Genomic DNA, 11,997 nt, shown 5'->3' with positions numbered 1-11,997 from the left:
CCTCAGCAATGAGCAAGTAGCGCGAGACCGGGACCATCGTTGTTGCAGATTGAAGGAATTACCATGTCGAAGCGCGCCAGCGCCAAGTACAAGCTCGACCGCCGGATGGGCGAGAACATCTGGGGTCGTCCGAAGTCGCCCGTCAACAAGCGTGAGTACGGTCCGGGCCAGCATGGCCAGCGCCGCAAGGGCAAGGTCAGCGACTTCGGAATTCAGCTCCGCGCCAAGCAGAAGCTCAAGGGCTATTACGGCGACGTCACCGAGAAGCAGTTCAAGGCGGCGTACACCGAGGCCGCGCGGATGAAGGGCGACACCAGCCAGAACCTGATCGGCCTGCTCGAGCAGCGCCTCGACATGATCGTCTATCGCGCGAAGTTCACGCCGACGATCTGGTCCGCGCGCCAGCTGGTCAGCCACGGCCACGTCCGCGTCAACGGCGTGAAGTGCAACATTGCCTCGCGCCGCTGCTTCGTCGGCGACGAAATCTCGCTGGGCACCAAGGCGCAGGAGATGGCGCTGGTGATGGAGGCGCAGAGCCTCGCCGAGCGCGAGATCCCCGACTATGTCGTCCCGGACGGCAACGCCAAGGCGACCTTCAGCCGCGTACCGACGCTGGACGAGGTGCCTTATCCGGTGAAGATGGAGCCCAATCTGGTCGTCGAGTTCTACTCGCGCTAATCCCGGAAGGACCGACGCTCCGTCGGAGAGCATAAGAGGGCGGTCCCGCGGGGCCGCCCTTTTCACGTCCGCTAACAGCCCGCTAACCAATCACTACTACCGCCCGCCTCATGCTCCGGCGCGCAACCCTGGCCAAGAACACGCTACTCATGGCGCTGCTGGTGGTCGTCACCTCCTGCGTTGCTCCTCCGCCCGGTCGCACTTCGACCGTGCAACGGGTGACCGACGCCCGCGAGCTCGTTCGTCGCCTCGCGCCTGACGCCAGTCCCGCCGATCTAGCGGCCCTGTCCGACACGCTGGGCCGTTCGCCTCCTGACCCGCGCGGCGCGGCCAAGCCATTCCTCGCGCAGCCCGCCAGCGCCGATGACGCGACGCGGGCGCAGGAATGCCTCACCGCCGCCGTATATTACGAGGCGCGCTCCGAGCCGGTCGAAGGCCAGCGCGCGGTGGCGCAGGTGGTGCTGAACCGGGTGCGCGCGCGCGCGTTTCCGCACAGCGTCTGCGGCGTCGTCTATCAGGGGGTCGGCTCGGGCAAGGCGTGCCAGTTCTCCTTCGCCTGTGACGGCTCGACGCTCCGCGCCCGCGACCCCGCCGCTTGGGCGCGCGCACAACGCGTCGCGATCGCGGCGCTGAATGGCGGCGTGATGGCCGAAGTCGGCGCCGCCACCTTCTATCATGCGAGCTATGTCCTGCCTTGGTGGGCGAGCAGCCTCGCGCGTGTCGGTGCGGTCGGCAGCCACATCTTCTATCGTTGGCCGGGCGCGGTCGAGCGCGCACTGGGCATGCGGGCGACCTATGCCGGCGTCGAGCCGGCGGCGCCTGCATCGGGAGCGGCGGGGGTCGCCATCGTGCGCGGCGGCGATTTCGGGGTGACCGTGCATCGCGGTGCGGCACCGAACGTGTCTGCCGAGACCGAGGCGGCGCCGGTTACCGTCCGGCCTGCCGCCTTCCACGGCGTCCGGGTGCATCGGGGTATGGAGCCGCCGGTGCAGGCGGAGAGTGCTTTGGACGAGTCCGTCTAGATGTAGCCGGATCAGATACCCAGCCAATCGAGCGGCTCGGGCAGCGGTTGACTGGCGTAGTCGACCTGCAGGACGCGGCGACGCGCGTGCCCGGACGACGCCGCCGACGCGTGCACGATCGGCGTCGCATAGGCCCAGACGTCTCCACGCCCGGCCAAGCAGGCCGCCGTACCACACCGTGCGACGACGCTTTCGATTTCTCTCTCCGTCAAACGGCCCAGTTGGTGTGAGCGCGGCGCTATCAAAAGCGGCGCATTGTCGGCCGGGACGGCATCGAGGTGGATGCGCAGCGTAACCATGTGCTCGATCAACGCGAACGGCGGCTCGACGTGCTGGATGCCGGCCTTCAGCGACCAAGGACCCCAGCCCGGCAGATCGTGACGCGCCCGCACCGCAATGGTGCGGTCCTGATGCCAGCCCAGCGCCCAGTTCGTGCCGGGCGTCTTGTCGAAGAGCACGGCCCGTACCGGCTTCGCATCCTCGCCCAGGGTCGCAGCAGCGATACGGCCGACCGGGGAGTCGAAGGCGAGCAGCGGTCGTAGCGCCGAGTTGCCGTGCAGGCGCACGCCGGGACGACCTTGATTCGTGCCAGCCAGCGCCGCTGCCAACGCGTCCAATATGCAAAGGGCGGCACGATCGTGTTGTGCCGCCCCGTGCTGCTTCAGGTCCACTCTAGGATCAGCCAGCCTTGGCGAGCTTCTCGGTCAGCTCCGGCACCAGCTTGAACAGGTCGCCGACCAGGCCCAGGTCCGCGACCTGGAAGATCGGGGCGTCCTCGTCCTTGTTGATGGCGATGATGGTCTTGCTGTCCTTCATCCCCGCCAGATGCTGGATCGCGCCGGAGATCCCGACGGCGACATAGACTTCAGGTGCCACGATCTTGCCGGTCTGGCCAACCTGATAGTCGTTGGGGGCATAGCCCGCGTCCACCGCTGCGCGGCTGGCGCCAACACCGGCGCCGAGCGCGTCGGCCAGAGGATCGATCAGCTCGTGGAACTTGTCGGCCGAACCCAGTGCGCGGCCACCGGAGACGATCACCTTGGCGGATGTCAGCTCGGGGCGGGCATTCGCCGCGATCTCGGAGCCCTGGAACGTAGAGAGACCCTTGTCACCCGTGCCGGCGACGGCCTCGACCGTGCCGCTGCCACCCTCGGTCGCCGCCTTTTCGAAGGCGGTGCCGCGGACGGTGATGACCAGCTTCGTGTCGCTGGTCTGCACGGTCGCGATCGCGTTGCCGGCATAGATCGGGCGGGTGAAGGTGTCCGGCCCCTCGACCGACAGGATGTCGGAGATCTGCATCACGTCGAGCAGTGCTGCGACGCGGGGGGCGATGTTCTTGCCCGAGGTGGTGGACGGCGCGACGAACGCGTCGTGGTGGCCCATCAGCTCGGCGACGAGCGGGGCGACGTTCTCCGCCAGCGCGTGGGCATAGGCGGCGTCGTCGGCGACATGGACCTTGCCGACACCGGCGATCCCGGCCGCGGCCTGAGCGACCGCGTCGACGCCCTGGCCGGCGACGAGCAGATGCACCTCGCCCAGCTTCGATGCGGCCGTGACTGCCGACAGCGTGGCGTCCTTGACGGTCTTGCCGTCATGCTCGACCCAGACCAGCGTTTTCACTTCTTTATCCCCATCGCAGAGAGCTTCATCACCAGTTCGTCGACATCGGCGACCTTGACGCCGGCGGTGCGCTTGCCCGGCTCGACCACCTTCAGCGTCTTGATGCGCGGGGTGACGTCGACGCCGTAATTGGCGGGCGTCTTCTGCGCGAGCGGCTTAGACTTGGCCTTCATGATGTTGGGCAGCGAGGCGTAGCGCGGCTCGTTGAGGCGCAAGTCGGTGGTGACGACGGCGGGCAGCTTGAAGCTGTCGGTCTCCAGGCCGCCGTCGATCTCCCGCGTCACTGTTGCAGACTCGGCGGTCAGCTCGACCTTGGACGCGAACGTGCCCTGGCCCCAGCCGAGCAGGCCGGCGAGCATCTGCCCGGTCTGGTTGTTGTCGTCATCGATCGCCTGCTTGCCGCAGATCACGAGCGAAGGCTGCTCCTCCTCGACGATCTTGGCGAGGATCTTGGCGACCGCGAGCGGCTCCGCCTTTTCCTCGGTGACGACCAGGATAGCGCGATCCGCGCCCATCGCCAGCGCGGTGCGCAACGTTTCCTGTGACTTGGCCTCGCCGATCGACACGGCGACGATCTCGGTCACGCCCTTGTCCTTAAGCCGGATCGCCTCTTCGACGGCGATCTCGTCGAAGGGGTTCATGCTCATCTTGACGTTGGCGAGGTCGATGCCCGACCCATCGGCCTTCACGCGAGGCTTCACATTATAGTCAAGCACGCGCTTGACCGGGACGAGTACCTTCATGTCAAATCCTCAATTCGTCAGGTCGAGCCGGCGCTCGATGCGGTCGAGCCTGTCTCCAAAGCGATCCATCTGCGTCTGCACATGAGCAGTCACCTCGGCATCGCTAAGCTGATCGCGGCGAAGTCCTAATACGGCGGTATGCGTCTCAGACTGCCTTACCTTGAGCTCACGAATGTCGCGCTGCATGCTCTCTAGCGTCGCCTGAAACTTCTTCAGATGTCCCAGCATCAGGTTCTCGACATTGTCCACCATGTCAGCTCCTCAAGCCGCCTTCTTCACCTCGGCGACGATCTTCTGCGCAGCGTCGCCCAGGTCGTTGGCGGGGACGATCGCCAGGCCGGAGCCCGCCAGGATCGCCTTGCCCTGTTCGACATTGGTGCCCTCCAGCCGAACCACAAGGGGAACCGACAGGTTCACCTCCTTGGCCGCCGCGACGATGCCGTCGGCGATGATGTCGCATTTCATAATGCCGCCGAAGATGTTGACCAGGATGCCCCTCACGTTCGGGTCGGCGAGGATGATCTTGAACGCGGCCGTCACCTTCTCCTTGTTGGCGCCGCCGCCGACGTCGAGGAAGTTGGCGGGGAACATGCCGTTCAGCTTGATGATATCCATCGTCGCCATCGCCAAGCCGGCGCCGTTGACCATGCAGCCAATATCGCCGTCGAGCTTGATATAGGCGAGGTCGTATTTCGACGCCTCGATCTCGGCCGGGTCTTCTTCGGTTTCGTCGCGCAGCGCAGCCAGATCCTTGTGACGGAACAGGGCGTTGGTGTCGAAGCCGACCTTGGCGTCCAGCACCATCATCTTGCCGTCGTCGGTGATGGCGAGCGGGTTGATCTCGATCTGCGCAGCATCGGTGCCGAGGAACGCGTCGTAGAGTTTGGACGCGATCGAGGTCGCCTGCTTGGCGAGATCGCCGGTCAGCTCCAGCGCCGCCGCGACGGCGCGGCCGTGATGGGGCATGAAGCCGGTCGCGGGATCGATGTCGATCGTCGTGATCTTCTCCGGCGTGTCGTGGGCGACCGTCTCGATGTCCATGCCGCCCTCGGTCGAGACGACCATGCCGATCTTGCCGCTCGCGCGGTTGACCAGCAGCGCCAGGTAGAACTCCTTGGCGATGTCGACGCCGTCGGTGACGTAGAGGCGGTTGACCTGCTTGCCGTGCTCGCCGGTCTGGATCGTGACCAGCGTGTTGCCGAGCATGTCCGTCGCAGCAGCGCGCACCGCGTCGAGGTCCCGCGCGAGGCGGACGCCGCCCTTGGCATCGGGGCCGAGCTCCTTGAACTTGCCCTTGCCGCGGCCGCCGGCATGGATCTGCGCCTTTACGACATAGAGCGGACCGGGGAGCTGCCGCGCGGCCTCGACCGCTTCGTCAACGCTCATCGCCGCGTGGCCGGCGGGAACGGGAATGCCGAACTTGGCCAGCAGCTCCTTGGCCTGATATTCGTGGATGTTCACGGGGGCGCAGCCTCTTCAGCGGGAATGGCAGCGGCCTAAGCATATCGTCCGCGCCGAATCCACCCTATATGGCCAGCCTATGAGTTGGCCCCTAGGCATCTTCCTGTTCCTCGTCACCATCGCTGCGATGGAGGGGGTGGCCTATGTCGCCCATCGTTGGGTGATGCATGGACCAGGCTGGTTCCTGCACGAAAGCCACCATCGGCCGCGAACCGGCAACTGGGAGCTAAACGACCTGTACGCTGTCATCTTCGCGGTCCCGTCGATCGTACTGATCTTCGGTGGGGTGCAGGCCGGGTGGTGGCCGGGCTGTACCTGGATCGGCGCGGGGATCGCGGCTTACGGCGCGATCTATTTCGGCTTTCACGACATCATCGTCCATCGCCGTCTGCCGAGCCGCTATCTGCCGAAATCGGCGTATATGAAGCGGATCGTCCAGGCGCATCGGCTGCACCATGTGGTCGAGACCCGCGAGGATTCGGTCAGCTTCGGCTTCCTGATCGCGCCGCGGCCCGAGGCGCTGAAGGCCGCGCTGAAGGACCGTGGACGCAAGGGCGTGCGCGCCGCGGCATTAGCCGAAAAGTAACCAGCTGCGTGGCAAACGGGGCGCATGGAACAGCCCCGCTTCATGCCCCCGTTCGAACCGCTGACCAAGAACGACGATTCGCGCCGTGCCCTGCGCAAGGGCGTCAAGATGCGCGCGCACCTGCGCGATCGTGGCCAGACCAAGTTCGAGATCGACGTCGTCGACCTGTCGCAGTCGGGTTTTCGGGCCGAGACCAGCTTTACGCTGTGGCCTGGAACGGTCGTGTGGCTGACGCTGCCGGGCCTCGCCGCGCTGGAGGCGGTGGTCGCGTGGCGCGACAAATTCAAATATGGCTGCGCCTTCGCCAAGCCGCTGCATCCGGCGGTGTTCGACCACATCGTCGCGTTGTCGGAGCGCTGAGCCCAACGCGGAAGTTGAGGGGAAGTTGAGGGCGAAACGCTTCGCTCCGCGACCGCCCCGACCGCGCTCAGGATCGGAAGTTGAGGGAAAGTTGAGGGTTAAACCGGCCCTATTCGGCTGCTCATCCGCAGCATAGTTTTTCCCGTTTCCGGAAAACGATAACGATCCGATGTTGAGAAAGAGCGTGGCGGCACCATCTGCCACGACCCGCCGGTTGTAGGACAGACCCTCGCTTTCGGGTCAGTCGAACAGGGACGAGACGCTCGATTCGTCGGAGATCCGGCTGATCGCCTCACCCAGCAACGGCGCCAGCGGCAAATGGCGGATACGGGTGGATGCGACCACCGCTTCGCTGGCGATCGAGTCGGTGATGATCAGCTCCGACAGCAGCGACCCCTCGACCCGCGCCACTGCGCCGCCCGAGAGCACGCCGTGGCTCACATAAGCGACGACCTCTTCCGCGCCCGCCTCGCGCAGGGCTGCGGCGGCGTTGCACAGCGTCCCGGCCGAATCGACGATGTCGTCGATCAGGATGCAGAAGCGGCCCTCGACTTCGCCGATGATGTTCATCACCTCCGACTCGCCGGCGCGCTCACGGCGTTTGTCGACGATGGCGAGTGGCGCGTTCTGGAGACGCTTCGCCAGCACGCGGGCACGGACCACGCCGCCGACGTCGGGCGACACCACCATCAGGTTGCGACCGCCATAGCGCGCGGTGATGTCGGCCGACATCACCGGCGCCGCATAGAGGTTGTCGGTCGGGATGTCGAAGAAGCCCTGGATCTGGCCGGCGTGGAGATCGACGCACAGCACCCGGTCCGCGCCCGCCGTCTCGATCAGGTTCGCGACCAGCTTGGCCGAGATCGGTGTGCGGGGCCCCGGTTTGCGGTCCTGCCGGGCATAGCCGAGATAGGGCACGACCGCCGTGATGCGCCGTGCCGACGCGCGTTTCAGCGCGTCGATGATGATCAGCAGCTCCATCAGATTGTCGTTGGCGGGGTAGCCGGTCGACTGGATGACGAACACGTCCTCGCCGCGGACATTCTCCTGGATTTCGACGAAGATCTCCTCGTCGGCGAAGCGGCGAACGCTGGCGGCGGCGAGCGGCAGGTTCAGATAGGCCGCGATCGCCGCCGCAAGCGGGCGATTGGCGTTGCCGGTCAACAGTTTCATGCAATCCTCCGCTCGCGCGCTCATAGCCGCCGAGGCAGACAAGGCAACCGAGCCTTACCGTCGGATCGCGTCCGCGCTATATGAGGACAGTGAGCGAAACCGCGCCCGAACCTCCTCGCTGGGCGTACCGCCATCGTCTGCCGACGCGCATCTGGCACTGGATCAATGCGGTGACGGTGTTCGTGATGATCGGCAGCGGGCTGATGATCTCGAATGCCCATCCGCATCTCTACTGGGGTGCCTATGGCGCCAATCTCGACCCCGCCTGGCTGCACCTGCCGCGCTTTCCGGGATGGATGACGATCCCGGAGAACTACAATCTGGCGCTGGCGCGACGCTGGCACCTGCTGTTCGCGCTGGTGCTGGCGTTCAACCTCATGTGGTTCATGGTGGCGAGCCTCCTCAACCGGCATTTCGCCCGCGACCTGCGGCTGCGCACCGCCGAGCTCGCCCCGCGCCATCTGCTCGCCGACGTGCGCGAGCATCTCGCCTTCCGCTTCCACGATGCCGCGCATCCCGAGCGGTTCAACGTGCTGCAGAAGATCGCCTATGCCTCCGCGCTGTTCGTGCTGCTGCCGATGCTCATCGCGACGGGGCTGGCGCTGTCGCCGGGGTGGAACGCGGGCGCGCCGTGGCTGCTCGACCTGTTCGGTGGGCGACAGTCGGCGCGGTCGTTGCACTTCATCGCCATGGCGGGGCTGGTGGTGTTCGTCGTCGTTCACCTGACGCTGGTGATCCTGGCGGGGCCGGTGGCGGAGGTGCGCTCGATGATCACCGGCTGGTTCCGGCCGCCGGCGGAGGAGACGCGATGATCGGCCGGCGCAAGCTGATCCTCGGCGGCTCCGCGACCCTGCTCGCCGGCTGCGAGCGGGTGCAGAATTGGGGGCCGGGGCGCGAGCTGCTGCGCACCGGCGAGAAGCTCAACGGCGGTCTGCAGCGCGCGCTCATCGACCGCGCCGCGCTCGCGCCCGAGTTCCGCCCCGATCAAATGTCGCCGGTGTTCCGCGTCAACGGCACCGCCAACCCGAACACGCCCGATTACAACGCGCTCGCCGCCGGCAATTTCGCCGATTGGCGGCTGCAGGTCGGTGGACTGGTCGCACGGCCGCTGCGGTTGAGCCTCGCGCAACTGCGCTCGATGCCGCAGCGCGCGCAGATCACGCGGCATGACTGTGTCGAGGGCTGGAGCGCGATCGGCCAGTGGCAGGGGCCGCTGCTCGGTTCGCTGCTCAAGCTGGCGGGTATCCGCGACGCGGCGCGGTTCGTCGTCTTCCACTGTGCCGACCGCATCCAGGGCCACACCTATTACGAATCGATCGACCTGATCGACGCCTGGCATCCGCAAACCATATTGGCGCTGTTCCATAATGGCCGACCGCTCGACGTCGGCCACGGCGCGCCGGCGCGGCTGCGGGTGGAGCGGCAGCTCGGCTACAAGCATGCGAAATATGTGATGCAGGTTGAGGCGGTGGCCTCGCTCGACGCCGTAGGACTGGGCAAGGGCGGCTTCTGGGAAGACCATCACGATTATGACTGGTTCGCCGGCATCTGAGCGATAGCAGGCCGATGGCGCTGATCGACCTGTTCCTGCGGCGGATCGTCCAGCGCGGCGAACTGATCATCCTCGATCACGACGGCCGCCGGGCACGGTTCGGGGCGCCCGATCCCACGCTCCGGCCGGTCACGCTGCGCTTCGCCGACGCCGGCGTCGGCAACGCGATCCTGCGCAACGCCTCGCTGGGCGCGGGCGAGACGTTCATGGACGGGCGGCTGGCGATCGAAGAGGGCGACGTGCTCGACCTTGTCACGCTGATGACCGTCAACGACAAGTGGGAGGCGGGGCAGAACCGGCTGGAGCCGTCACCCTCGGCGCGGGCGTTCAACGCGGTCAAATACCGGCTCGATCGCTGGAACATGGAGCGCGCGTCGAGGCGCAACGTCGCGCATCACTATGATCTCAGCGACCGGCTTTACGCTCTCTTCCTCGACCGCGACCGGCAATACAGCTGCGCCTATTTCACCGATCCCGCCAACAGCCTGGAACAGGCGCAGGCCGACAAGCTCGCCCACATCGCCGCCAAGCTGCACATCCGACCGGGGATGCGGGTGCTCGACATCGGCTGCGGCTGGGGCGGGATGGCGCTTTACCTGAACCGGATGCTCGGCGCCGAGGTGCTGGGCGTGACGCTGTCGGAGGAGCAGCTCAAGGTCGCCCGCCGACGCGCCAGGGACGCCGGGGTGGCCGACAAGGTCAAATTCGCGCTGATCGACTATCGCCGCGTAACCGGACAATTCGACCGCATCGTCTCGGTCGGCATGTTCGAGCATGTCGGCCCAGCGCATTACCGTGCCTTCATGCGGAAGTGCCGCGACCTGCTGACGCCGGAAGGCGTGATGCTGCTCCACACCATCGGCCGCCTCGGTGCGCCGGGGGTGACAGACGCGTGGACCGCGAAATACATCTTTCCGGGCGGCTACAACCCCGCGTTGTCGGAGATCGTCCGCGCGTATGAGGGGCTGCGGCTGTTTCCGACCGATATCGAGGTGCTGCGCCTCCACTACGCCTGGACGCTGCGGGAATGGTATGCGCGCACCACGGCGCACGAGGCGGAGATCGTGGCGCTGTACGACGCGCGCTTCTTCCGCATGTGGACCTTCTATCTGGCCGGCGCGGTGGTCGCATTCGAGCATGGCGGCATGTGCAACTATCAGCTGCAGTTCTCGCGCAGCCGGACGGCGTTGCCGGTGACGCGGGATTACATGCTTGAGGGGGAGCGGGCGTTGCGCGGGTAGCGAGCGTCCATGAAGGCGAGCGTGCCGCGGGCGATCTCCTCGAGCACGGCGAGGTCCACGTCGGCCAGCTTCCTGACGTAGAGGCACGCCTTGCCCGTCTTGTGCTTGCCCAGCCGGGCGAGCTGCGGCGCCTGTTCCGGCTCGCCGGTAAGCACATAGAGGACGAGCTCGGCCTTGCGCGGAGAGAAGCCGAGTCGGCACGAGGTGCCCTGGTGGCCGCTGTCGTACCGATAGTCGTAGCTGCCGAAGCCGACGATCGACGGCCCCCACATTCGCGGCGGCTCGCCCGTCAACCGCTCCATCATGGCGCGGACCACCTTCGCGTCCTCGCGGCGGACCGGATCGGCGACCGCGTCGATGAAGGCGTCGGCGGTGACCTCAGTCGGCTTGGTCTTGGTCTCCGCCATGGCGTCCTCCTAGAGGTTGCAGTCGTTCCAATAGTCTTTGTTGGTCGTGCAGCTCTGCCGCGATCCGGAATAGGCGCTGACATAGCAGACCGTCTTCATCGGGCAGAGCTTGCGGACCCGCGGACGGTATTCGGGCGGGGCGTTGACGCGCTGGTAGATCGCCACAACTTGGGGGCGCAGTTTCTGAACATGGGCCTTGACGGTGGCGTCGCCGTCGCGCGCCGCGACATCCATCCAGTAGAGCACTTCCTTCTCGTTCTCCGTGGCGCGTTTCTGCTGCAGCAGCGCGCTGGCGGCGATGATCGCGCCCGAGACCTCGCCCTGGTCGGCGAGATTGCGGGCGAGCCGATAGGCGAGGTTGAAGTCCTGCTTCACGCCCTCGCCGTTCAGCGCCATGCTCGCGGCCAGATAGGTGGCGAACACATGGCCGCCGGCCGCCGCCTTCGACAGATGGTCGAAGGCGAGCCCGGCGTCCTTCTTGGTGCCCAGGCCGTTCATGTACATGGCGCCGAGCATGAAGGTCGCGTCGAGGTGGCCCGCCTTTGCGGCTGCCGCGTAGAAGGGGAAGGCGCCGGCCTTGTCGGGCTTGGGGAGCCCCTCGCCCGAAAACAGTACCGCGCCGACGACATATTGCGCGTGGGCGTCGCCCATGTCCGCGGCCTGCCGGATCATCTGCGCGCCCTGCATCGGCGTCATCCCGCCCAGCTTGATCGTGCCGGTGGCGAGGCCATAGCCTGCCTCGAACACCGCCGACGGGTCGGTCCTGGTGAAGCGGGTGAGCATCTTGATGCCGGGGCCGGTGCTGACCGAACGGTCGGCGGCACGGGTCGCCAGCGTGGCGGGCGGCGGCGGACAAGGCTTGCCGGCGAGTGCCGCATCCTCGTGCAGGCGGGCCCAGGCGCGATCGCCGACGGATGGCGTGCGCCCCGCGTCGACATCGGCGTTGAGCAGGTCATAGGCGCCGTGGCAGTTGCTGCGCGGATGGTGGCTCTTCGACATGTCGGGCATCGTGCCGCTCGACTGCATCGCCACCGCCCCCGTGCCGACCAGCGCCGCCGCTCCAAACCAGAGTGTCCACCGTGGCATGGCCGTTCTCCCCCCGGCGCCCGTCACCCCCGCGACTCCAGCGCCGGCAGGAGATTACCGTGATTTGA

15 protein-coding genes are annotated in these 11,997 nt (G+C 66.6%); 7 read left to right on the top strand and 8 right to left on the bottom strand.

The window, feature by feature from the left end; translation table 11 throughout:
- Nucleotides 1–63: 63 nt before the first annotated feature.
- The gene (gene rpsD / locus VFQ64_RS01580) at nt 64–678 is read left to right on the top strand and encodes a 30S ribosomal protein S4 (protein ID WP_325101546.1); all 615 of its coding nucleotides are present in this window, start codon (nt 64–66) and stop codon (nt 676–678) included.
- Nucleotides 679–788: 110 nt separating this feature from the next.
- Nucleotides 789–1,700 carry a cell wall hydrolase gene (locus VFQ64_RS01575; RefSeq protein ID WP_325101545.1) on the top strand — a complete coding sequence of 304 codons (912 nt, stop codon included), beginning with the start codon at nt 789–791 and terminating at the stop codon, nt 1,698–1,700.
- Nucleotides 1,701–1,711: 11 nt separating this feature from the next.
- Here the strand turns inward: VFQ64_RS01575 and VFQ64_RS01570 are convergent, their stop codons facing one another.
- Genes VFQ64_RS01570 through sucC form a run of 5 tightly spaced genes read right to left on the bottom strand, consistent with a single transcriptional unit; the run spans nt 1,712 to nt 5,524 of the window.
- Nucleotides 1,712–2,371: a phytanoyl-CoA dioxygenase family protein gene (locus tag VFQ64_RS01570; protein WP_325101544.1), complete on the bottom strand. Its 660-nt coding sequence runs from the start codon at nt 2,369–2,371 to the stop codon at nt 1,712–1,714.
- A gap of 7 nt (nt 2,372–2,378) precedes the next feature.
- Nucleotides 2,379–3,320 (bottom strand): electron transfer flavoprotein subunit alpha/FixB family protein, encoded by a 942-nt coding sequence (locus VFQ64_RS01565; protein WP_325101543.1) that lies wholly within the window; start codon nt 3,318–3,320, stop codon nt 2,379–2,381.
- Nucleotides 3,317–4,063 carry an electron transfer flavoprotein subunit beta/FixA family protein gene (locus VFQ64_RS01560; RefSeq protein ID WP_325101542.1) on the bottom strand — a complete coding sequence of 249 codons (747 nt, stop codon included), beginning with the start codon at nt 4,061–4,063 and terminating at the stop codon, nt 3,317–3,319. The genes VFQ64_RS01565 and VFQ64_RS01560 overlap by 4 nt, the downstream gene beginning before the upstream one ends.
- A gap of 9 nt (nt 4,064–4,072) precedes the next feature.
- Complete coding sequence (locus VFQ64_RS01555) at nt 4,073–4,315, bottom strand: hypothetical protein (RefSeq protein WP_325101541.1); 243 nt, start codon at nt 4,313–4,315, stop codon at nt 4,073–4,075.
- Between the two features lie 9 nt (nt 4,316–4,324).
- The gene (gene sucC, locus VFQ64_RS01550; protein WP_325101540.1) at nt 4,325–5,524 is read right to left on the bottom strand and encodes an ADP-forming succinate--CoA ligase subunit beta; all 1,200 of its coding nucleotides are present in this window, start codon (nt 5,522–5,524) and stop codon (nt 4,325–4,327) included.
- A gap of 79 nt (nt 5,525–5,603) precedes the next feature.
- On the opposite strand from sucC, the gene VFQ64_RS01545 reads away from it, so the two are divergent.
- Both VFQ64_RS01545 and VFQ64_RS01540 read left to right on the top strand, forming a co-directional pair.
- Complete coding sequence (locus VFQ64_RS01545) at nt 5,604–6,110, top strand: sterol desaturase family protein (protein ID WP_325101539.1); 507 nt, start codon at nt 5,604–5,606, stop codon at nt 6,108–6,110.
- 42 nt (nt 6,111–6,152) lie between these two features.
- Nucleotides 6,153–6,470 carry a PilZ domain-containing protein gene (locus VFQ64_RS01540; RefSeq protein ID WP_325101538.1) on the top strand — a complete coding sequence of 106 codons (318 nt, stop codon included), beginning with the start codon at nt 6,153–6,155 and terminating at the stop codon, nt 6,468–6,470.
- Between the two features lie 240 nt (nt 6,471–6,710).
- On the opposite strand, the gene VFQ64_RS01535 is transcribed toward VFQ64_RS01540, so the two are convergent.
- Nucleotides 6,711–7,643 carry a ribose-phosphate pyrophosphokinase gene (locus VFQ64_RS01535; protein WP_325101537.1) on the bottom strand — a complete coding sequence of 311 codons (933 nt, stop codon included), beginning with the start codon at nt 7,641–7,643 and terminating at the stop codon, nt 6,711–6,713.
- A gap of 80 nt (nt 7,644–7,723) precedes the next feature.
- Between VFQ64_RS01535 and VFQ64_RS01530 the strand changes: the two genes are divergently transcribed.
- From VFQ64_RS01530 to VFQ64_RS01520, 3 genes are read left to right on the top strand one after another with little or no spacing between them, the layout of a single operon-like run.
- Nucleotides 7,724–8,455 carry a cytochrome b/b6 domain-containing protein gene (locus VFQ64_RS01530; protein WP_325101536.1) on the top strand — a complete coding sequence of 244 codons (732 nt, stop codon included), beginning with the start codon at nt 7,724–7,726 and terminating at the stop codon, nt 8,453–8,455.
- The gene (locus VFQ64_RS01525) at nt 8,452–9,195 is read left to right on the top strand and encodes a molybdopterin-dependent oxidoreductase (RefSeq protein ID WP_325101535.1); all 744 of its coding nucleotides are present in this window, start codon (nt 8,452–8,454) and stop codon (nt 9,193–9,195) included. Before VFQ64_RS01530 ends, VFQ64_RS01525 begins: the two co-directional genes overlap by 4 nt.
- A gap of 14 nt (nt 9,196–9,209) precedes the next feature.
- Entirely contained in the window at nt 9,210–10,436 is a 1,227-nt protein-coding gene (locus VFQ64_RS01520; RefSeq protein WP_325101534.1) for a cyclopropane-fatty-acyl-phospholipid synthase family protein, read from the top strand.
- On the opposite strand, the gene VFQ64_RS01515 is transcribed toward VFQ64_RS01520, so the two are convergent.
- Together VFQ64_RS01515 and VFQ64_RS01510 are read right to left on the bottom strand one after the other, a co-directional pair.
- Nucleotides 10,400–10,843 (bottom strand): DUF1801 domain-containing protein, encoded by a 444-nt coding sequence (locus tag VFQ64_RS01515; RefSeq protein WP_325101533.1) that lies wholly within the window; start codon nt 10,841–10,843, stop codon nt 10,400–10,402. The two genes, VFQ64_RS01520 and VFQ64_RS01515, sit on opposite strands and share 37 nt — an antisense overlap.
- 9 nt (nt 10,844–10,852) lie before the next feature.
- Nucleotides 10,853–11,929 (bottom strand): tetratricopeptide repeat protein, encoded by a 1,077-nt coding sequence (locus VFQ64_RS01510; RefSeq protein WP_325101532.1) that lies wholly within the window; start codon nt 11,927–11,929, stop codon nt 10,853–10,855.
- Nucleotides 11,930–11,997: the final 68 nt, after the last annotated feature.

Source organism: Sphingomonas sp. (assembly GCF_035714405.1).
Taxonomy (GTDB): domain Bacteria; phylum Pseudomonadota; class Alphaproteobacteria; order Sphingomonadales; family Sphingomonadaceae; genus Sphingomonas.
The sequence above is the reverse complement of the archived record's forward strand: the minus strand, read 5'-3'. Positions and strand labels throughout refer to the sequence as shown.

Coding starts and splice junctions, on each gene's coding strand:
- VFQ64_RS01535 (WP_325101537.1), bottom strand. CDS start 7,643: ATGAAACTGTTGACCGGCAACGCCAATCGCCCGCTTGCGGCGGCGATC.
- VFQ64_RS01575 (WP_325101545.1), top strand. CDS start 789: ATGCTCCGGCGCGCAACCCTGGCCAAGAACACGCTACTCATGGCGCTG.
- VFQ64_RS01545 (WP_325101539.1), top strand. CDS start 5,604: ATGAGTTGGCCCCTAGGCATCTTCCTGTTCCTCGTCACCATCGCTGCG.
- VFQ64_RS01515 (WP_325101533.1), bottom strand. CDS start 10,843: ATGGCGGAGACCAAGACCAAGCCGACTGAGGTCACCGCCGACGCCTTC.
- VFQ64_RS01560 (WP_325101542.1), bottom strand. CDS start 4,063: ATGAAGGTACTCGTCCCGGTCAAGCGCGTGCTTGACTATAATGTGAAG.
- VFQ64_RS01510 (WP_325101532.1), bottom strand. CDS start 11,929: ATGCCACGGTGGACACTCTGGTTTGGAGCGGCGGCGCTGGTCGGCACG.
- VFQ64_RS01540 (WP_325101538.1), top strand. CDS start 6,153: ATGCCCCCGTTCGAACCGCTGACCAAGAACGACGATTCGCGCCGTGCC.
- VFQ64_RS01555 (WP_325101541.1), bottom strand. CDS start 4,315: ATGGTGGACAATGTCGAGAACCTGATGCTGGGACATCTGAAGAAGTTT.
- VFQ64_RS01520 (WP_325101534.1), top strand. CDS start 9,210: ATGGCGCTGATCGACCTGTTCCTGCGGCGGATCGTCCAGCGCGGCGAA.
- VFQ64_RS01530 (WP_325101536.1), top strand. CDS start 7,724: ATGAGGACAGTGAGCGAAACCGCGCCCGAACCTCCTCGCTGGGCGTAC.
- rpsD (WP_325101546.1), top strand. CDS start 64: ATGTCGAAGCGCGCCAGCGCCAAGTACAAGCTCGACCGCCGGATGGGC.
- VFQ64_RS01525 (WP_325101535.1), top strand. CDS start 8,452: ATGATCGGCCGGCGCAAGCTGATCCTCGGCGGCTCCGCGACCCTGCTC.